General features: G+C 59.6%; 15 protein-coding genes and 1 pseudogene. 4 read left to right on the top strand and 12 right to left on the bottom strand.

All coding sequences use genetic code 11. From position 1 onward, the window contains the following. Complete coding sequence (locus IGB42_RS17585; RefSeq protein WP_159674100.1) at positions 1-912, top strand: ankyrin repeat domain-containing protein; 912 nt, start codon at positions 1-3, stop codon at positions 910-912. Here IGB42_RS17585 and IGB42_RS17590 read toward each other — a convergent pair. Then, positions 892-1,377 (bottom strand): acyl-CoA thioesterase, encoded by a 486-nt coding sequence (locus tag IGB42_RS17590; protein WP_159674102.1) that lies wholly within the window; start codon positions 1,375-1,377, stop codon positions 892-894. The genes IGB42_RS17585 and IGB42_RS17590 overlap by 21 nt on opposite strands. Positions 1,378-1,835: 458 nt before the next feature. On the opposite strand from IGB42_RS17590, the gene IGB42_RS17595 reads away from it, so the two are divergent. Both IGB42_RS17595 and IGB42_RS17600 read left to right on the top strand, forming a co-directional pair. After that, entirely contained in the window at positions 1,836-2,285 is a 450-nt protein-coding gene (locus IGB42_RS17595; protein WP_236822635.1) for a Tn7 transposase TnsA N-terminal domain-containing protein, read from the top strand. Between the two features lie 54 nt (positions 2,286-2,339). After that, on the top strand, positions 2,340-2,480 hold the full coding sequence (locus tag IGB42_RS17600) for a hypothetical protein (RefSeq protein ID WP_159674104.1): 141 nt from the start codon (positions 2,340-2,342) through the stop codon (positions 2,478-2,480). A gap of 317 nt (positions 2,481-2,797) precedes the next feature. Here the strand turns inward: IGB42_RS17600 and IGB42_RS17605 are convergent, their stop codons facing one another. Continuing rightward, positions 2,798-3,232, bottom strand: a complete 435-nt coding sequence (locus IGB42_RS17605) for a very short patch repair endonuclease (protein ID WP_159674106.1) — start codon at positions 3,230-3,232, stop codon at positions 2,798-2,800. Positions 3,233-3,297: 65 nt separating this feature from the next. Between IGB42_RS17605 and IGB42_RS17610 the strand changes: the two genes are divergently transcribed. Further along, positions 3,298-4,905: a DNA cytosine methyltransferase gene (locus IGB42_RS17610; RefSeq protein ID WP_159674108.1), complete on the top strand. Its 1,608-nt coding sequence runs from the start codon at positions 3,298-3,300 to the stop codon at positions 4,903-4,905. 57 nt (positions 4,906-4,962) lie between these two features. On the opposite strand, the gene IGB42_RS17615 is transcribed toward IGB42_RS17610, so the two are convergent. The 10 genes and pseudogenes from IGB42_RS17615 to IGB42_RS17660 all read right to left on the bottom strand — a co-directional run bounded on the left by IGB42_RS17615 (position 4,963) and on the right by IGB42_RS17660 (position 20,253). Next, entirely contained in the window at positions 4,963-6,519 is a 1,557-nt protein-coding gene (locus tag IGB42_RS17615; protein WP_159674110.1) for a DUF262 domain-containing protein, read from the bottom strand. A gap of 172 nt (positions 6,520-6,691) precedes the next feature. Beyond that, positions 6,692-8,461, bottom strand: coding sequence for an AIPR family protein (locus IGB42_RS17620; RefSeq protein ID WP_159674112.1), 1,770 nt, complete (start codon positions 8,459-8,461; stop codon positions 6,692-6,694). Between the two features lie 2 nt (positions 8,462-8,463). Next, the gene (locus IGB42_RS17625; RefSeq protein WP_159674114.1) at positions 8,464-9,474 is read right to left on the bottom strand and encodes a PD-(D/E)XK motif protein; all 1,011 of its coding nucleotides are present in this window, start codon (positions 9,472-9,474) and stop codon (positions 8,464-8,466) included. Beyond that, on the bottom strand, positions 9,458-12,400 hold the full coding sequence (locus IGB42_RS17630) for a Z1 domain-containing protein (protein ID WP_159674116.1): 2,943 nt from the start codon (positions 12,398-12,400) through the stop codon (positions 9,458-9,460). The genes IGB42_RS17625 and IGB42_RS17630 overlap by 17 nt, the downstream gene beginning before the upstream one ends. Then, complete coding sequence (locus tag IGB42_RS17635; protein ID WP_201799992.1) at positions 12,397-13,890, bottom strand: ATP-binding protein; 1,494 nt, start codon at positions 13,888-13,890, stop codon at positions 12,397-12,399. Before IGB42_RS17635 ends, IGB42_RS17630 begins: the two co-directional genes overlap by 4 nt. After that, positions 13,887-16,421, bottom strand: a complete 2,535-nt coding sequence (locus IGB42_RS17640; protein WP_159674118.1) for a sigma-70 family RNA polymerase sigma factor — start codon at positions 16,419-16,421, stop codon at positions 13,887-13,889. Before IGB42_RS17640 ends, IGB42_RS17635 begins: the two co-directional genes overlap by 4 nt. A 611-nt stretch (positions 16,422-17,032) precedes the next feature. Continuing rightward, positions 17,033-18,121: pseudogene (locus IGB42_RS17645) on the bottom strand (IS3 family transposase). A gap of 194 nt (positions 18,122-18,315) precedes the next feature. Beyond that, a complete protein-coding gene (lipA, locus tag IGB42_RS17650; RefSeq protein WP_159674120.1) occupies positions 18,316-19,281 on the bottom strand; it encodes a lipoyl synthase in 966 nt (321 codons plus the stop codon). Positions 19,282-19,315: 34 nt separating this feature from the next. Beyond that, positions 19,316-19,957: a lipoyl(octanoyl) transferase LipB gene (lipB, locus tag IGB42_RS17655; RefSeq protein WP_255461517.1), complete on the bottom strand. Its 642-nt coding sequence runs from the start codon at positions 19,955-19,957 to the stop codon at positions 19,316-19,318. Further along, entirely contained in the window at positions 19,954-20,253 is a 300-nt protein-coding gene (locus IGB42_RS17660) for a YbeD family protein (RefSeq protein WP_159674122.1), read from the bottom strand. Before IGB42_RS17660 ends, lipB begins: the two co-directional genes overlap by 4 nt.

A 20,253-nucleotide genomic window follows, 5' to 3' on the forward strand; every position in this document is an offset into this window, starting at 1 on the left:
ATGGAGCCGATTCTGATCGCAGAGCAACTCAGGTCATGCCTTGGTGAATACCAGGAGCAGTTTCCCGCCGAGCTGGTTGCCAGTTACCCGCGTATCGCCAGCACCATTGTCGATCTGTGGGGCAGCCGTCATCTGGATAAATACTTCGAAGACCTGCTGATCGACGAGCGCGGCGATCGCCAGGGTTTTCCGCCTTCGGTGGTGCACGAGCTGATGGCGCTGATGCGCGCCTATGACTGGCAACGCAACATCAAGCCCGCCGTGGTGCCCGATATCTGGGGACATACCCAAGATCCGCACATGGAATTCCAGGGCGTGCGGCCGCAATACACCTCACTCACGCTGATCGAGGCAGCCCAGCGCGGTGAACGCGACCGGGTGGAGGCCATGGTCAAATCAGGGGTCTCGCACGACAGGCCGGATGACTTGGGCAAGAGCGCGCTGATCTGGGCGGCGGAGCTGGGGCATACCCCGGTGGTGCAATACCTGCTCAGCCGCAAGGCGGAGCACAACCGCGCGGATCTGGGTGGGTTTCACGCGCTGCACTGGGCGGCCGCCAATGGGCATCTGGATGCAGTGAATGCGCTGCTGGGCCAGCCGGTGCAGATCGATGCGCAGAACAAACGCGGCTATACGCCGCTGATGCTGGCCGCACAGGGCCTCCGGGCCGAGGTGGTCGCCCGCCTGCTGGATGCCGGCGCCAACCCCGATCTGGTGGATGAAGAAGGCAACAACATCCTGCACCAGTTGCTGCTGTATAAGCGCAACCCGGAAGCACTGCCGGTAATCAAGACCTTGCTGGCACACGGTGCCGATGCCCAGCGCGCCAACCGGCAACGGCAAACGCCGCTCACCATCGCCGCCGCACACCCGGAGGCCGGCATCCGCGCGCTATTCGCCCCGCTGGGCTGAACCGGCACCTGCCGACTGCTGCAGGCGCAACGCCCGGCGATGCTCTGCTGCCTGCCAGCGGGCAATCGCGGTGGCGTCTTCCGGCTGCAGCGGAGGGATCACCGCCGGTTTGCCATCCTCTCCCATTGCCACCATGGTGAAATAGCAACTGTTGGTATGCCGCTGCTCGCGCGTGCGGATGTTCTCCGCGCACACGCGGATGCCGATTTCCATCGACGTGCGGCCGGTGTAGTTGACGCTGGCCAGAAACGTCACCAGCTCTCCCACATGGATAGGCTGCTTGAACAGCACCTGATCCACCGACAAGGTCACCACATAAGTACCGGCATAACGGCTGGCGCATGCATAAGCCACCTCATCCAGCAGCTTGAGCAACTGCCCGCCATGCACGTTGCCGGAGAAGTTGGTCATTTCGGGCATCATCAGTACGGTCATCGAAAGCTGGTGTTTGGGCGGTTCCTGCATGCTGGCTCTGGGTTTCAGGTCGTCAAGCTTCCAGTTTGAACCTGTGGTGCCGGCTTGTCAGCCACGACTGCACAACGGTAATGGAGAGCGCCGCCTCATCACGGCATTGCTGCCGGGATAAAAAAACGGGGCAGCGCCCCGTTTTTTCATTAGCCACCCTTGGCGGCAAATCAAATGACACTTACATCGTTCTATTGTTCCAGCGACACCAAATCGGCCGATTCTACAACGACCTGAGCGACTGAACGTCTGTCGCCCCCATAATTTCCTCTGTGCCAGTGAGCGTATCGTGTAGCAAAAGAGGGAACGATGCCAGTCCGCAAGATACCTAAGAACTACCGCAACGTCATCGGCGTTGCCGCCCACGCCAAGGCTGAGGGCACCGCCATGTTCGAATCCACGCTCGACGCGACTTCATTGCGCTGCTTGAGTTTGACCGAGTCGTCGAGCGCTTCGAGGTGCAGCCGATCGCGCTCGATTGGAAGGACGACAAGGGCCGAGCGCGGACCTACACGCCGGACGTGCTGGCGACATTAAAGCTGCACGGGCTGCCGCGCCGTACCGTGTTGTACGAAGTGAAGTACCGCAGCGACCTGCGCGACGACTGGCCCGATCTGCGCCCGGAGTTCAAGGCCGCAATCCGCTACGCTCGGCAACAGGGCTGGCGCTTCAAGATCGTTACCGAGGTCGAGATCCGTACGCCCTACCTCGACAATGCGACCTTCCTGCTACCGTTCGTGCGGCGAGGGCCGGTGGAAGAAGTGCATATGGCCTTGCTCGTCGACCACCTTGCCGAGCTGTGTCGCACTACGCCAACCAGCCTCCTGGCGGCCTGCCGTCAGGACGAGTGGCACCGGCCCGCGCTGATCCCGACGCTATGGTACTTGGTCGGGGACGCGCCAAATTAGTGCGGACCTGAACGAGAAGCTGACCATGGCATCGCCGATCTGGAGTGCGACCGCATGAATACCTCAGCGCAATTGTCCTTCGTGGCAGGCGCCGAAGTGCTCTACCTCGGCCGGCCACACCGTATCGCGCAAGCTGTGGATTTCGAAGAGGTGCTGCTGCGCGATCCAGATGGCCAGACTGCTGCTCGTTGGTGATGCGAGGCAAAGATTGATTACGTACGTCGTGGCGAGAACCGGTCAAGCAAATCCGACTACGGCAGCTAGGCGAGTGCTCATCGAGAGCCGCAAACTGGTCGAGCGACACCGTTTAGTAGGGCTGGCGTGGTGGTTGATCGGTAGGTGGCCAAACCGACTGCGGAGTGTGTGGCGGCGGCGGGCGTACGGTGGAACTGGCTACTGAAGGATTGCAAAGATGCACCTGGATGCTACAAAGAATTTGCCGCAACGCTGTCTGCCAGAAGAGGCCAACCAATATCTGATCGAACGGGCGCACGCAAACTAGCTCAGCTGCACTAAGGCCAGGCCAGATAGGCAGGACCAGATTGAACGATCTTGGGTAGCCATTCTAACGATTCTGATGAGCGGGATTTGAGCCCGCATTCCCAGATGGTTATTATGCGCCACCCCATGACAAGTAGTTGGTCGGTGGTCTCTCTATCTCGCTTGACGTTCTCATCAAACTTCTTGTTCCAGAAGTCTGCTCTCGTGTGCGGCACCGTTGCGTAACGGCAGTCGTTATGGCGATGCCAAAAGCAACCATGCACCAAAATGCAGACGTGATATTTGGGAAGAACGATGTCCGGGCGACCCGGCAACCGCTTGTCATGCAGTCGAAAACGGAACCCCTTGGAGTGCAGGAAGCAACGAACCTGTAGCTCCGGCTTGGTGTCTTGCCCGCGTATGTTCGACATCATCCGCGAACGAACTTTGGGTCCAACGATATCCACGTTTTCATCCTCGTCGTGTTCCTGGTATCCTGGAATCAACAGAACAGCATCCGAGTTACCTTACAATGAGCAGCAAACCAATCCCTATCGTTGACCTTTTCGCTGGACCGGGTGGCCTTGGGGAAGGTTTTTCGTCGTTGTCGGACGGAAAGGCGTTCAGGATCGTTGTGTCGGCCGAGATGGATCAGTCATCTTGGCAAACCCTGCGGCTGCGTGCCTTCTATCGCATCCTCAAGTCGACCAACTCTGTAGGACTTGAAGACTACTACCGGTTCTGTAACGGCGATGCACTACAACCTTGGACCGCCGAGACTGAAGAAGCGTGGAACGCTGCCGGCAATGAGGCTAGACAGATAACGCTCGGGACTCAAGCCGGAAATGAAGAGCTCGACAGTGTCCTTGTGAATCATCTGGATGTCTCAAAACCATGGGTACTCATAGGCGGTCCCCCATGTCAGGCCTACTCGGTCGTCGGACGTTCTCGAAACCGTGGTAATTCCGATTACAAACCGGAAGAGGACCATCGACACTTTCTGTATCGTGAATATCTGCGAATCATCCAGCGATATCGCCCTTCTATCTTCATAATGGAAAATGTACGGGGAATACTTACGGCCAAAGTTGCCGACAGACAAATCTTCCATGAAATCTTGGTCGATCTGGCCAACCCGGATGCTGCGCTGGGGGTGGAATCTGGCCTCCCTGGCTATACGATACATTCTTTAGTCGCTGATGCCACATTCACTCAGGGAATGAATCCGGAGGATATCGACTCCAGCCAGTTCGTCATCTGTTCAGAGCAGTATGGAATTCCGCAGACGAGACATCGGGTTATCTTACTTGGTATCCGTGATGATGTCCGCGCGAAGGTTGGCTTGCTTGACTTGGCGCAAGCGCCTACCGTAAAGCACCTTATCGGGACTCTTCCCAAGCTTCGTAGCACACTCAGCAAGCAGGCCGATTCCGATTCGAACTGGAATATTGAAGTCAAACGACACTTCCAGCATCTACATGCTGCAGCGGTCGCCGCAGGCAAAAAGGAGCTTGCCGATCAATTGCTGGTTGCCCGCGAAGGCATAGGGGCTCCTCTCGACAGGGGTGGATTGCGCTATACGAAGGTCAACGGAGATGGAAGTACAGGGATCGCAACACTGGACAGTTGGCTACTGGATCCCAAACTGTCGAAATGGCTCAACCATGAAGCTCGCGGACACATGACATCCGATCTGAGGCGATACGCATATGCAGCGGCCTTTGCAAAGGCCGCTGGCGCCTCACCTTTCGGGCACGAGCAGTTCGATCTTCCCGACCTCAGTCCTGCACACAAAAATTGGGAGAGCGGAAAGTTTCCGGATCGTTTTCGGGTTCAGGTGGCTGAACGCCCCTCGACCACCATTACAAGCCACATTTCCAAGGACGGGCATTGCTTCATCCATTACGATCCGGTTCAGTGCCGGAGCCTTACGGTTCGGGAAGCTGCGCGACTCCAAACCTTCCCAGACAACTACTTTTTCCAAGGAAATCGGACACAGCAATTCCATCAAGTAGGGAACGCAGTTCCACCCTTGCTTGCTAGCAAGATTGCTCATCTAGTGGCGCATCTGCTGACTGAAAAGCCCGTGGAATCGGTTCTACACGAAGCTGCCGATCAAGTGGAATTGGCCGCCACCTGATTGCGCTCATGTGGTCCCTCGATTTCCACGAGTCGGATAGCGGCTATCATTCGTTAATTAATTCTTCATGCCGGTGTTGCAAAATGGATGGGTCATTTGCCCATTGGTAACCTCGCCGGTTCCTCCATTCTCACGACGGATGATGTGATCGTAGGATACCGATTTAGTTGGGTGCAGATATCCATTGCAAATCGGACATTTCAAAGCATTTGCGAGAGCGGCCGTCACAAACATCATGGATTTTGTGTCGTCGCTGAAATTTAGGGGGGGGTGGATCGAGTTGACATCCAGAATCTTTCCGCGAAGGCCTAGGTGTGCTATTGCGTCCTCAGTTACTAGAATCTCTCCACTCGATACCGTATCAATGAGGTACTCGAACAGCTTCTTCATCCGCGGTACTCTTTGGGCCTTGCTCATATTTTGTTGAACAAGGGCAATAAGTGACTTATTGGCCACGAGAAATTGCTCGACAGCGCTCCGAGCACGTGTGAATTTCTTAAAGAAGTTGCTGTCGTTATTTCTAACTCTTTCGGTAATAAGTGCGGTCATGCCAAGAAACAAGAAGCGGTTGTATTTCCCCCTCTCGTTATAGAAATAAACCGCCGGATGTAACCCTAAGCTTCCAGGAGTATTGCCTGTAATTCGATTAAATATTTCGAAAGATCGCTGAAGTACGCCAATAGTCTCTTCGCCAGTCTCATCATCAAGTTGTTTGTCAATTGTTAGCCCTTCGGCCTGTCGAGCACCGGAGACAGTCAAAAAATCTATCAACAGCGATAGCGCCTCGACTGGTGACACTGAGCCGCCAAAAGGTACGTCCAGCGTCTTCAATGGTAGATTCGACTCTGGCTCAAAAAGAAGCTTATAAAAGTCGTTTGCGGTTCCTTCTAGCTGCTCCCTGCATTCCAGCGAGAAACGTGACCAATACTTGTGGCCAGTTCCTGAGCGCAGAATAGCCCTTGCCCCAATCGCAATTGGTTTGCGACGATTCTTTATGAGCATTTCTTCGGTGTCGTCAAGCGGTGTTCCTTGGGAGTTGATTTTAAAGAAAGAGGTCTCGGCAACATCTGCATTCCCCTGCACCCACTGTAGGTTTAGGGCGCGCGTAAAGAGTCGATTTGCACGTCGCAAGGCGTCCGGATCATCTGAAATCTTTGTACCACTGAGATTTCGAAGGCTGGAGAATCTTCCTACTTTCTGCTCTATTACTTGTCGAGCTCGTTTGGCAACCTTCTTCTGCTCTTCAGATATTTCGCCCTTGTAAAAGGCCAAGCTCAGCGCCCCATCTCCATAGTCATCCTCTATCCAAGCACGAAGTGCGCTTAGTCGATGACCGCCATCAATTACAAAGACGTAGGTTGGGGACTTCCACAGAATCAGGGAGGGAATAACTTCATTGTCGAGAAAGCTCGCAATTAAAGTGGCCACTTGCTCTGGCGACCAATGGTTCGTTTCTCGCTGAAAGTCAGGTTTCCGTAACAGTTTCAGAATCGCTGAATCGGACAACAGATAGCTGATGGAAAAGTTTTGAAAGAGGTCTAGGGTAAACTCTTCGTCAGCAAGAGCGAAATCCTCGCGAGGTATCATTGCGTCGAGCGTCACGCGCTGTGCCATATGCTACTCCCTGTTTTAGGCAAGTTATCACTACATATTACCGGTACAACGCGACGGCTAGAACTCGATTAACGATGGAGCATATCTACACTTTGGTTTGGCACAGAAACTGAGTCGCGGTCCCCACTGAAGGAGCATTAGTGACAAAGTGCACCGCATGCGGATTGCTGGCTTACTTCAATTCCGGAATATTGGTCGCTAGGATCGAGTAGCTCGCGTTCATCACCGCCTCCTTACACTCCGGCCGCTTGGCCCACTCGGAGACCATCTTGCCGCCGGACGAGGAGTGCAGCACGTCGTTGACCTCCTTGGCCCAGACGGCGATCTGCGCGAGCAGCTCCGGCGATGCCGCCTGCTTGGCCCAAATGCGGTCGAGGTCTATGCGGTCGCCGAGCTTCTCAGCCACCAGCGACACCGTATAGGCGGTGACGTTGGCTTGGAAGGCTTGAAACATCGGCCGCAAGAGCTTCTGCGCGTCGCGGTAAATCTTGGCCTTGGCGATCATGGCCTTGAAATCGGCGACGGTAGGCAGCGGTGCCTCTTGCCCGTCGGCAGGCGTCAGGCCGGCCATGAACTTGTCGAAGTTCTTCTGCGAGCCGAGGCTGACGATGTCGGGCTTCTTGTCCCAAGCGGTGATGTATTTGGCCAAGTCCGTCTTGGTGACGCGGCGCGCGTTGGGGATGGCGTCCTTCAATGCCTTGAGCTTGGCTGGCGTGGTGCCCTCGCGCGCAAGCAGCGTGTTGTAGCTGCCCGAGGCGCGCTCGTAGAACCATTGGCCCACGCCATCGGGGCAATAGACCGAGCGCGAGAGCTTCTCGATTTCGACGTGGAAAGGCTTGTTGGCCGACAGATCCGATTGCCGCACGGCGTTTTGGCTGTTTGCAAAGCGGCTGATGTCGGAGACGAGCGCCTCCTCCTTGGCCGAGTCCTGCGCGCGCATAACGATGATCTTGGCGGGCACGCGCACGCGGCTGAGGTCGGTGTCGGGATACTTCTTCTTAGCGAAATAGATCGACGCGGTAGTCTGCCCGCCATTTACAATTTGCAGACCCTTGAGCCAGGCGATGCCGGCGGAGCCGTCGCCAGGCTTGCCTAGGCGCATCTCGTCGGCCACGATCACGATGCCGTTGTTGTAGGCCATGAATCGCTCTGGGGCCGAGCGCAGCGTGTTTTGGATGCCAGCGTTAACGCCCTTACCCTTGACGCTCAGGAAGGAGCGGACGTTGGCCTCGAGAAGCCGCGCGCCGAACTTCTCGTAGAGCAGGCGCAGCGCCTCGGCCGGGATCGCCGTGAGGGCGTAGTCGTAGTCGTCGCTCTCGCCGGGCACGAAGACGCAGGGCAGCGGAGCGCCTGAGACCTCCGTGAAGTCCACCACCAGCTCGTCGCGCGGCTTGCCCTCCGACCAATGCCGGTGCAGCCGCTCAATGTCCATGACCTCCAGGCGCACGGCCTTCCCGCCGATGTCGCGGGTCTTAAAGCTCTTGGACTTTGCGACGCGATCAGTAATAACGTAGACGCGAATCTGCTCCAAGTCGTCATAGATGGCCCGCAGCGTCTCGGCCAGCGAGCGCACGTCGCTCGACGGGTCGAGCTTGGGCGCCATCTTGCCCTCGGCGCACAACGTCAAAAAGCGTAGGCACTGCTCGACGGCAGTCTTGGTCTCCGAGTCGGGGACTGGCGTAGGCACATCGACATTGGCGTAGAGACTCACGAACAAGTCGAGCTGGTCGCTTTCCTCGGACAGCGAGTAGCCGCTCAGGCGCAGGTTGGTGTTGCCGACCTTGCCCTCGAAGTGGCACTCGACGGGCTCGAACGTCATGCCGATGTCAGACATGTGGTCCATCACGATGCCGGAGAAGACCAGCTCCTCATACAGAGCGCCGTCTCGCATCTGCGAGCGGACGGCGGCCTGCGTCTCGCGCAGGAACTCAGGCAAATTCATTCTTAGATCGCTCCCAGTTTCTTCAATGCGCCTTCGGCCCCGACGTTGTCGCCGGGCGTCTTGTCGAGGTCGATTTCATATATGGCCTTCATGATGCCCGCCGGCACCGTGCCCGAGGTCATCCGGGGGAAGTTGCCCGCGACCTCCACCACGCGCGTGCCGGCCTGCTCGAACTTCCTTGGATAGCGGTCGGCGTGAGAGTCGATGTAGCCCGCGGCCAGCAGGCGCTCGGACAGGAGCCGCTCTGCCTCCGCGTCGCCCTTGATGGCCTGGCGCATCGCATCGACGAAGCCAGGCAGGCTCTGGCCGCTCTCGGTTTGCCGCAGGCGAGCTCCGGCCACAAAGAGGGGTTGTCGCGTGGAGTCGTCGAGTTGCTCGAGCGAGCCGATCCGGGCGGGGAAGCCGGCCACCGACAGCGTGGCCTTGACCTCCAAAGCGCCCGCGCCGATCTCAAAGTCCTGGATGCCGTCGAGCGGTCCCACCCACGACTCGATGGCAGTCGCTGGCGCCACGCCCGCCTCGATGATGGCCCGCAACAACGCTAGCTCGCCGATCAGGCCGATCTCGGCTTCGGGGCTCAGGGCCTGGCTCCCTTTGCGCATGAACTCCTGCCACGCGCCCACGCGGCCAATGAAGACACGAAGGAGCTTGCGGTAGTCGGAACCTGCCGCGATCGCCTCGTCGAGCGCACCCACGATATCGCAGGCCATGGACGCGAAGAGATCTGCGCTGCCGGCCGCCTTGCGCGTCAGGGCGAGCCAAAGCTTTCCGCTGCCGTCGGGGTCCGCGCGCTCGACGGCAAAGCCCTGGCCCTCGGAGAGCTTGTCGGCGGTGGCGAGCTTCGCGGATGGGAAGCACACCAACACCGCCTCGGCGTTGTCGGGCGAGCGCCGGCCTGCGCGCAGTTCGAGCGGCCCAGCGGAGGGCAGCGCGATGGCTTGCCATCCTGGCTCGTTGTCGGCGCTGGTGAGCGATGACCAAGCCATCAGGAATTCGTTACTCGGACGGGCCATATTCCTGTATCCAATAGAGGAGGTTCACTTCGTATTCCACGCGAATGCTGTTCTCGGCCGACGGGAAGGCGATGGCGAAGGCCATGATGGGCTTCTCCCACCCGGGCACGATGAGGTTCTCGGGAGCCTTGGCCTTGCCCTTGTAGGGCGACAGTGTATAGAGCAGCAGCAGGCCGCGGTCGGCGTCGCCGCCGAGTCGGTCGCGCGCCTCGCGAATCCCCTTGCCGCTCGGGATCGTGGGCGGATTGACGCGGCCCCGCGCCGGGTCGGGCTTCCACGCCGCGTGGGTGCGGGCGAGCGCGTCGCGCCACGCGCCGTCGTCGAGGTCGATGCCCTCGTCCTTCGGATCGGTCAGAACGCCGATGGCGAACATCGCCGGGTCTTTTGCGCCGGGCGTGCCGTCGATCTTGCGGGTTTGCAGCGACTTGGCCTCGAAGCCGCCGGGGAACGTATAGGGCTCGCCAACGCCGTCGCCGCCGGAGAGCACGGCGACGCTCCAGCGCTTCAACTTGCCGATGTCGAGCATCTTAGCGATGAAGTCGGATAGCACCGCAGCCTTCGCGCTCGTTGCGTTTGGGTGGGTTATGTATGCGGTCAGGAACGCCAGGACGTGAGAGGCGTCCACGTCGCTCCAAAGGCGCGCGCCGGGCCACGAGTCGGTGTCGCCGTCGCGCAGATACTTCGGGCCATCCACGAAAGTTGTCCCGAGGGCGGTGACAAGCGCGTCGGTCGCGTCGAGGTTGGCCTGCTGGATGGCCGCGCTGCGGTGAAAGAGGATGGTTTGCGGGCGTGTGCCGCTGTAACTCAGCGACAGCGTTTGCGCGTTGCGCATCTTCAAGGGCGATGTGACCGTGAGTGTCTCGTGCGACATGACCTTGAGGCCGTATTGCTCGGGCGTGAGCTTGGCCTTAGCCATGAAGTCGAACTCCTCGCGCAGCTCCTCGGAGGCGTCGGCGATGTGGCCGAACCACCTCACTAGGTCCGGCGACGTGTAGAGCCGGCAGAGGTCCAAGTATCCCGGGCGGTAGCCAAACCAACGGCCCATCTGCATCAGCGTGTCATACATCTTCGTTGTGCGCACGAAGTAGCTGGTGCAGAGGCCTTCGAGCGTTAGGCCCCGAGCGAGCTTGTCGCCGCCGACCGCGATGACCTTCAAGGCCGCGCCAGGCGTGGCGTAGTCGAGCGCGTCCTTGGCCGTTCCGTTGATCGAGCGCACGTCGATGTCGGCGAGCACGTCGGGCAGCTTGGCGAGCACGTCGTCCCAAGAGGGCATCGGAGGAGGTAGCTCCTCGGGCGCCGAGAGCCCAGCGACCTTGTCGCACGTCGGGACAAAGTCCTCGTCCCAGATCGCGCGCATCTGCGCGATCAGCTCGTCCGCGTCGCTGCCGCGGGTGATCTTCTGGCGCATCCGGCGCACGGTCTCCTCGACCTGCTCGCGCACATGGTCCTGCACCGCCACGTAGCGGGTGACGTGGATCAGCATGGAGCTGTGCTCGAGCCCTTGGCCGCGCAGCTCGCGAACCGCGCAGGCGAGGATGAAGGAATGGATCGCCTCGCGCAGGGACTTGGGGATCGTCTCCTGGCCGTTGTGGACCGGAACGTGGGTCTTCTTGTGTTTGGGTGGCATCCACCCCGCCTCGGCCTCCGGGTCGTAGTGGTCGAGGATGCTGCGCGAGAGCGGCAGAGCGCCGACGCGGCCTTCCTTGGTCAGCTTGCCGAACATTCTGGCGGGGCCGACATAGTTCGACGGCGCGGCCAGGTTGATGATGAAGGCCTTGGGAAACAGGTCCGGGCCTTCGGCGGTGGTTGCGCCCTTGTGGTGGATGTAGATGTTGGCAAAGGGCGTGGCCGTGTAGCCCACGTAGGCCTTACGGCTGAACGAGTGCAAGACCCGCCGGATGAGGCTGTTGATGGTCTTGGGCGAGTGCTCCTCGTCCGGCGTGCCGTCCTCGTTGAAGAGCTGTTCGCCAGTGTCCACCGACGCGTTGTCCGCCTCGTCGTCGATCACCAGCAGTGGCAGCTTGGTCACAAGCCTCCACTCCTTCCCGTCCGGGAGGGGATGCTGGAGCGGGATTGTGTAGGGAAGCGGGTGGGGCGTGTCGGCCACTCGTTTTTGAATCCACTTGAGAAGCTCCGTGAGCACGGTCTTTTGCTTCTTGACCACGAAGATCCAAGGGCGCTCCTCGGGAGAGATGCCGTTGAAGTGCTTGGCGATGGCCTTGCTGAAATCCCCGTTCTCGGCGCGCGTCGTCGCTGAGTTGGTTTTGAGGTCCTCGCCGAACGCGGCCACCCCGATGGATGCGCCAGGATCGCCGCCCTGCGTCGTCTCGTAGCCTAGGAAGCCCTCTTCAAGGCGAATCTGGGTCTGCGAGCGCAGGTTGTTGTGCAGGCCCGCCAGCACAATGATGATCTTATAGCCCGCGTCAGCGGCCTTGTTGATGAGGCCGGTGTAGTTGCTGGTCTTGCCCGACTGTACATGGCCGACGACTAAGCCGCGGCGGTCCCAAGGGTCTGTCCGCAGCGGGTCTTCGAGAAGGCCTAGGATGTCGCTGGTGGACTCGTCGAGGCCATCGACGACCACGTCAGAGAGTTTCGACTCCTGATAGTCGCGGTAGCGGCGCCAGTAGTGCCAGTCCTTCTTGCGGGCAGCATTGAGCCAGTCGATGTGCCCGGTGTTGTCTTTGAGCGTAGTGGCCTTGCCCATGCGGTGGCTGAACCGCTGGATCAGCGTGGAGACCAGCTTGACCTCGTCGAGCGTCACAGGTGGGTCGCTGGCGAATATCTCGGCGGCAAGCTTCACTTTCTCGGCGATGAAGGCCGGCGTGATCTTCGACGAGTCTTTCTCCGCCTTCACCAGCCGCTGCGCGGTGGCGATGACATCTTCCAGCAACTGGGCTTGCGCTGCTGCCTCTTCCACTGCGGTCATTTTTTGCTCCCAAGTTTCGCGATGAGCGCGGGATATTTTTGAAACGGCTCCGTGCGCAACATCGACTTGCGCGCCTCCTCGATGTTCAGGCCCTTGCGCTCAATGAGATCGTCGAAGAGCACGCTGGCAACCTCGACAACCGCCGCGTTGGGCTCGCCCTCGAATCCCGTGCGCGGCGTCTCTTTGTTCTCGGCTGTGTCCAGCCAAATGCGCTGCACCGGCACGGTCTCCTCGATCACCCGAAGCATCGACTTGACCAACGGGGCGAGGGCGCCAGAGCTCTCCAAGACGGCGGCCACCGACGGATGCGCCTCATCGATGCTGTATCGCATGCCGGCCTTGACTCGCTCGACGCGCCAGGCCTGTTCGATGGGGACGCTGCCCTTCGCCGGAGCTGGCGTGCCTCGGTAGGCAAACACGCGGCGCGCTCGCTCGCGGGTGTTCTCAGCGAGCAGGGTGAGCCACGGCCGCAGCGACACGGGTGGCCGAGCCGTCGATTTGCGAACGTCGATCTTCCAGTCGGCGTCGGCCGTGTTCGGAATGTCCAGCCGAATGCGCGCCAGGCGATGGGCCTCCTCGCGGTTCCACGCGCGTGAGCCCCCAAGGCCAAGCCAACCGCCCGCGACCAATAGCCGCTCGTTGCGGTAGACGTAGAAGCCTTGCTGCGCGGTCCAGCCGGCCGGGCCGGCGTTCTCGTCATACTCGACGGCGGTCAGCTTGTCGCGGTGCGGAAGGACATGCGCCTGCACCGTGACCGTCCCGTAGTCAGTGGCGTGATTGGTAGGCGGCGACGTCCAAGGCTTCGCGGGGTGGCCCGTCATGAAGGGGTCCCATGGAGCAACTGCCCGGCCGTTGACGAGCAGTTTGAGCTTGGCTCGCGGCCTTTGGAGCAAGCGGTGGAAGACCATCGCCAGATGGGACTCGACGGTGTCGATGAGGTCGTGGAAATCATCAGAGGTGTAGCCGGCGGTCACGACGCGGTCCATCGCCTCCCACAGCACGAGCGTTCCGGTCTTCTTGCCCTTCAGACTAGCGAGGAAAGGTTTGGACCTTTGGGCAGGCCCCTCGAACAATAGCCAACCACCATCTGGATTTGCAGCGAGCTCGTCGAGGTCCCAGCGCAGGCAGCTTGCGGCGCCGCCTTTGAGGGTGGCGACAGTGAGTCGGCGGCACTGAGAGAAGGACGCGGTTTTCAGGCCCATGCCGAAACGCCCGAGATCGTGGGCCGAACGCGCGTCAAGCGGGTTCTTGTCGCCCAGGCGCATTGCGCTTTCGAGCTCGGCATCGTCCATCCCGCGCCCGTCGTCGAGGATCGCGATGCGGCTCTTGGAACCGTCCCAAGTGAAATCAAGGCGGACTTCGGAGGCGCCAGCCGACACGCTGTTGTCGATGATGTCAGCCAAGGCCGCGCCGGTTGAGTAGCCCAGGCCCCGCAGAGATTCGAGCATCGCCATCGCGCGCGGCGGCGCGCTTCTTGTCTTGGGCTTCATCGCCAATAGCCTTTCCCTGGCCAGTATTCAAACCCAAGCGCAATCAGCTTTCGGACGATCTTGCGGGAGCGGTTGTCGGGTGTATTTGTGATGTGTACCCACAGCCTGCGTGTATCGCCTTCAAGGGAGTCCTCAACGAGGATGCCAGCCTCTCGCACCTGATCCAAGACCTTGTCTAGGGCCATGGGCCCGGTGTCCATCTGCTGCTCGGGTCGCCGGGCGGCCACCTTGGGCTCTGGAGCAGGGAAGGCGACCATTGCGATTGGTGCGTCGCATTCAAAGTCGCTGTCGGAATCGCTTGATGTGTTAACTCTCAGCTTGCACCTTGGGGTTAGGCCCAGTTCGAGCAAGAACCGGTCGAGCCGCGCAGGATGCCTCAATCGGCGAAGAGCAGTCGCCTCGATTTGCCTGATACGTTCGCGTGTCACTTCGAAGTGAACGCCGACCTCTTCGAGCGTCATCGACTTTTGAACACCGATACCAAAGCGCATGCGTAGGACGTTTTCTTCTTTGGGCTTGAGCATGCTCAGGAAGCGATCCACGGATTCGCCTAATTGGATGTCCTCGACTATCTCCATCGGGTCGCAGAGTGTGAAATGGTCTTTGGCGTCGGCAGTGATGAGGTCGTCGATGTCGGGCAACCCATGGAGAGGTAGCGGGTCCATACCCAGGCGGGAGAGAGTCGAGACCTTGTGAGCGGGCAACTCGACGAGCGCCGCGATCTCCTCAACAGAGGGGCCGTGACCATGCTTGAGTTCAAAGTCGCAGGCAGCCTGCGCGATTCGTTGGGTCTTCTCGTAGACGTGGACTGGAAGGCGGATAGTCTTGCCCTTGTCGGCGATGAAGCGCCCGATCTGCTGGCGAATCCACCAGGTGGCATAAGTCGAGAATTTGAAGCCCTTGCTCCAGTCGTAGCGGTCCACAGCCTTGATAAGGCCGATGTTCCCCTCTTGCAGCAGGTCGTCAAGTGGCTGACCGCTGAACATGTATTTCTTGGCAATGGAGAAGACGAGCTTCAGGTTGGCGACGGCCATTTGGTCTCGCGCGCGCCGATAACCCTTCATTGCCTGCGCGAACGCCAGGGAGCGCTCGGATTCTCCAGCGAGCCCGGAGTCGGCCAGCTCCACGAGAAAGCCGCGGGTCAGGCCCAACGATGTGAGGGTGCTTCGGCACGCTTCCCATTCGGGCGTGTCCTGGCTCGTATCGACAGCGAGGTTCGACAAGAGCTCCGCGCTGGTACAGAACTCCGCCAGCTTGTCGGGGAATTCTTTGGCGTCAAGGTCAAATTGGGAGTCGCTTTCTTCGGCGTCAATGGCTTCGCTCTCGGCCGGCAGCTCCAACTTGGAGTTGAACTCAGTCTCTTCTGGCTCAATTTCCGAGCCGGACGACATGCAGCGCAGGGGCTTCGCGCCTCGCGCTACCTCGCGGGCCGCTTCCAGCACGGCGCCGATGCCGGATGGCCAGGCGGCTAGTGCATCGAGCGATCTCTCGATTCCGCGCTCCATGGCTTGGCCTAAGGCGACTTCAGCCGCAGCGGTAAGCAGCGCTTCGCGTTGGAATTCCCGCTGGTAGATACGCAAAGGTTCATTACGGCGCCCAGCGAGGTCGTCCACGAACGCCAAAGCGTCTGCAACCACCTCCTCTTCGTCAGAATTCTCGCCGGGCGCGACAAACACCTCAAAACTCTCGTGCGGAGCCGAATACTCAAATCGCTCGTCCGTCTCAGCACCGAGGTCGTTGATGACCATACCCAAGAGCGCGTCGGCTTCCGCGTCGGACTCGCCATCATCGCCACGCGTCAAGTCTTCGATGGCTGAATGCGGGACGCTACCCTCACGAATGGCGCGAAGCACAACCAGGCGCAGCCGTTCGCGTGCCTCGCTGTCATCTGAACAAGGCAGGGGCGTCGCCCTGTCGGGCAGGAAAGCCTCAAAGTCGCCCCAGTCGGCGGACGTGTCGATGGGCTGGTGTTCGTTGATTGCGCTTTGGATCTCAAAAGCAGCCGTAGAAAGGGTCTGGTCGCCCTCGGGTGGCGGCTGGTCTTCTTCGGCTTCCCAGCCTGTCAAGTCAAACTCGTCGCACTCATCGTCAGAAGCCTGTGAGGCTACGGCAACGGTAGCGGACTTAAGCTCCAAGATTGCAGCGAGCGCTCCGGTCGGCTGCACTGGACCCGCACAACCATTCCCACCGAAAGCTATGTCGTTCTCAGCTTGCTCCCAACACTCATCCTGAATGAAATGCGTATGCCCATCCAGACCATTGTCACCGGCGGAGGCTGACTTCGGCACACACGCTGCCTCAATTACCGCAGCTGCATCAAGAGCTCCTGTGGCTTGGGCGATGGCGTAGGCATTGCTTCCCAAAGGATCCAGCAAATCGGCATCGGCGCCAGCAGCTAGTAGGAGTTTACAGATAGTGGCCTTGTTGCGGGCCGCAGCAAGCATAAGAGGCGTTTGGCCCTTGTTGTCTCGGGCATTGAGGTCGTCTCCGCGATCAATGTGGATTTGAACTGCGCTTTCTACGCCAGCCATGACCGCCATTCTGAGGAATCGGTTCAGGAGTGGAGCGCCTTGGATAGCAATGCCCTTCACGCGTTGGCCCCTTTCCGGAGTGCTTGAACGGTGATTTCCATGTTTGATCGAAGGTTTGGCGCCCATTCCATTCTTAATTGCCTATATTAGCCCCGGCCTCAATAAAATTCTCCATTCTCATGCGCAAGCTCTTGGCGCAATCGAGAGTGGTAGGCCATGTATGCTTTAGCGCTGCTACGCCTACTTGGTTGGGGTGCTTTGCTTTCTCCCAGCAGCCTTCCGCTTTTGCGACCGCAAACAAGACTGAATGTAATTCAGTATCGCGAAGCCGGGGAGTATCGACTTTCCCAACAATGCCTAACTTGTAATGCTCTCCCTTACGCCACTCGAACTCGATCACACTGAAATTCAACGTACCCACACTAGCATCCGCGACAATGACGCGCCGGCGCGCTTTCGTTTTCGAGTCTAGATACTACCATTGCTTGGTACGCGGAGACTTCAGCAGCGGAATGAATTCTATCTCGGCGACGATTGGACGAATCACAGCTGAAAATGCTTGGGAGCTTGTCCGGTAATCCCCCCGTTTTTAAGCGAGGTCAGAATAGACGTCATTTGGCTAATGCCAGCTTCTGTTTCGGGGTGATGCCCCCAAGCGCCATGTTCGGGCGATCGTGATTGTAAGTCCACATCCAGTTCGTTGCATGCACCTGAACCTGGGCGATCGATTCAAACAGGTACTGGCCCAGCCAGTCATATCGTACGGTGCGGTTGTAGCGCTCAACATAAGCATTCTGCTGAGGCTTGCCCGGCTGGAGATGCAGTAGCTGGATGCCCCGTTTGGCAGCCCAGTGCGTCAGCGTGCTGCCGATATACCCGGACCATTGTCACTGCGAATGGCATCGGGTGTACCGCGCCATTCGATGACCTGATCCAGTGCACGTACCACCCGTTCTGCCGGTAGGGACAGATCCACCTCCATGGCCAGCGCCTCCCGGTTGAAGTCATCAATGACGTTGAACAGCCTGAAGCTGCGCCCATCCGCCAACTGATCGTGCATGAAGTCCATCGACCAGCACGGGTTGGCGACCTGCGGGACTGCAAGGGGTTCGGGCTTCTCTCGCAGAATGCGCTTTTTGGGCTTGATCCGCAGGTTCAGCGCCAGTTCCCGGTAAATCCGGTACACCCGCTTGTGGTTCCAGCGGTATCCCTTCACGTTGCGCAGGTATAAAAAGCACAGGCCAAAGCCCCAGTTGCGCTGGTTGTGCGTCAGCCGGATCAGCCAGTCGGCGATTTCATGGTTGAGCCCGGAACCTCTGGACTGGTAGCGATAGCAGGTCTGACTGATACCGAATGCCTTGCAGGCTGCAGCAATGGCGCAGCCGAAATCCCGCACTGCGCGTTGTGCCATCTCTCGTCGACGAGAGATGGCTTCATCACTTTTTTGTGAGTGCTTCCTGCACGATCTCGGCCTTGAGGCGTTCTTCGGCATACATCTTCTTGAGCCGCCGGTTCTCGTCTTCGAGTTCCTTGAGGCGGGCCATGAGTGAGGCATCCATGCCGCCAAAGCGGCTGCGCCATTTGTAGAAAGTGGCCGAACTGATGCCGTGTTCCCGGCACAGTTCAGGAACGGGTGAGCCGCTCTCGGCCTGTTTGAGAATGGCAATGATGTGGCTGTCGGAAAAGCGTGAGCGCTTCATGTAAAACTTCCTCGGTCGTTCAGGGAGAAAATTCTACTTATGACGACGGTTAATTTCAGGGGGGATTACCGGTTTGGTCATGGCCGGAGTTTACCGATGGGGCTCAGGTGCAGGGCGTTGTGCAACAAAGCCCTGCAGCAGCAAAAAAACAGGGCCGCTGTCCCGTTTTTCATGATTTCCCGCAGCGCGGGAAATCAAATCCCCGCGTGATGAGCCTGCTGATCCGCATGGTAAGACGAGCGCACCATGGCGCCGACGGCGGCGTGTTTGAAGCCCAGCTCGTACGCCAGCGTTTCCCAGGCCTTGAACTGATCCGGGTGCACGTAGCGCAGCACCGGCAGGTGGCCATTGGATGGCTGCAGGTACTGGCCGATGGTGATCATGTCGATGTCGTGCGCGCGCATGTCGTGCATCACCTGCACCACTTCTTCATCGGTTTCGCCCAGGCCCACCATGATGCCGGATTTGGTTTTCACGTCCGGGTACATGGCCTTGAAGTCTTTCAGCAGCTTGAGCGAGTGCATGTAATCCGAACCCGGCCGTGCCTGCTTGTAAAGCCGCGGGGCGGTTTCCAGGTTGTGGTTCATCACGTCCGGCAGGCCGTTGGCAAAAATCTGCAGCGCGATATCCAGGCGGCCACGGAAATCGGGCACCAGCACTTCGATCTGCGTATTGGGCGACATGGCGCGCGTGTTGCCGATGCAATCGACAAAGTGCTGCGCACCGCCATCACGCAGGTCATCACGGTCTACCGAGGTGATCACCACGTAATTGAGCCGCAGCGCGGAAATGGTTTCTGCCAGGTGGCGGGGTTCGTCCACGTCCAGCGGGTTGGGGCGGCCGTGGCCCACGTCGCAAAACGGGCAGCGGCGGGTGCAGATATCGCCCATGATCATGAACGTGGCGGTGCCCTTGCCGAAGCACTCGCCAATATTGGGACAGGATGCCTCTTCGCACACCGTGTGCAGCTTTTGCTCCCGCAAAATCTCCTTGATCTCGTAGAAGCGGCTGTTGGTGTCGGGCGCGCGCACGCGGATCCACTCCGGCTTTTTCAGCCGGGTTTCCAGCTGCACGATCTTGATCGGGATGCGCGCAGTCTTGGCTTCGCCCTTGTGTTTCACGCCTGCAGCGTTGGAGGCAATCTTGAGTTCTTCAGTCATGGGCCTGAAACCGCGCCGGCTGGGGTACGGTTAGTCAATTGATTTGTTGCAGAATTTTGTCGGCCATTTTACCCGCGATGCCCCCGGGTGTCTCGTTCACGCCAAAATCCACCAGTTGCGCCACGCGCAGACCCTCATAACCACAGGGGTTGATCATGCCGAACGGTGCCAGATCCATGTTCACGTTGAGTGACAGGCCGTGGAAGCAGCAGCCGTTGCGGATGCGCAAGCCCAGCGCGGCGATCTTGGCCTCGTCACCAGCGCTGCCGCGCACGTACACGCCGGGCGCATCCACTTTGCCGTACGCCTCGATGTCGTAATCGGCCAGCATGGCGATCACGCTGTTTTCCAGCCGGCGCACCAGCTCGCGCACACCCAGCCCCAGCCGGCGCAGATCGAACAGCGTGTAGGCAATCAGCTGGCCGGGGCCGTGGTAGGTCACCTGGCCGCCACGGTCGATCTGCACGATGGGGATGTCACCGCGTTGCAGGATATGCTCAGGCTTGCCAGCTTGGCCCAGCGTGAACACCGGCGGGTGCTCCAGCAGCCAGATTTCATCCGGCGTCTCGTCATTGCGTGCGGCGGTGAACGCCTGCATCTGTTGCCAGGTGGTGGTGTAGTCGGCCAGCCCCAGTTGCCGGATGGCGGTGGCTGGCCGCAGCACGACATTGCTCACAGCAGCATCTGCACCAGCGGATGCGCGCGCAGCGCCACGTCCACCGCGTGCACCTGCTCGATGGTGTCGAAGGTGATGGATAGCGTGGCCGAGTAATAATTGCCCGAGCTGGAGCTGCGAATGGTGACCAGCCCGGCATGAAAGCCCGGCACATGCTGCGCAGTCACGTCCAGCAGCGCGGCGTGGAAGTCGTCCTGCGGCACCTGCTTGTGGCTGACGGCCTTGACCGGAATCAGTACCGGGAACGTCACCAGGTCTTCCAGCTTCTTGCTGGGGATATCGGTAAATTGGGTCAT

Source organism: Andreprevotia sp. IGB-42, from assembly GCF_009848685.1.
Taxonomy (GTDB): Bacteria; Pseudomonadota; Gammaproteobacteria; order Burkholderiales; family Chitinibacteraceae; genus Andreprevotia.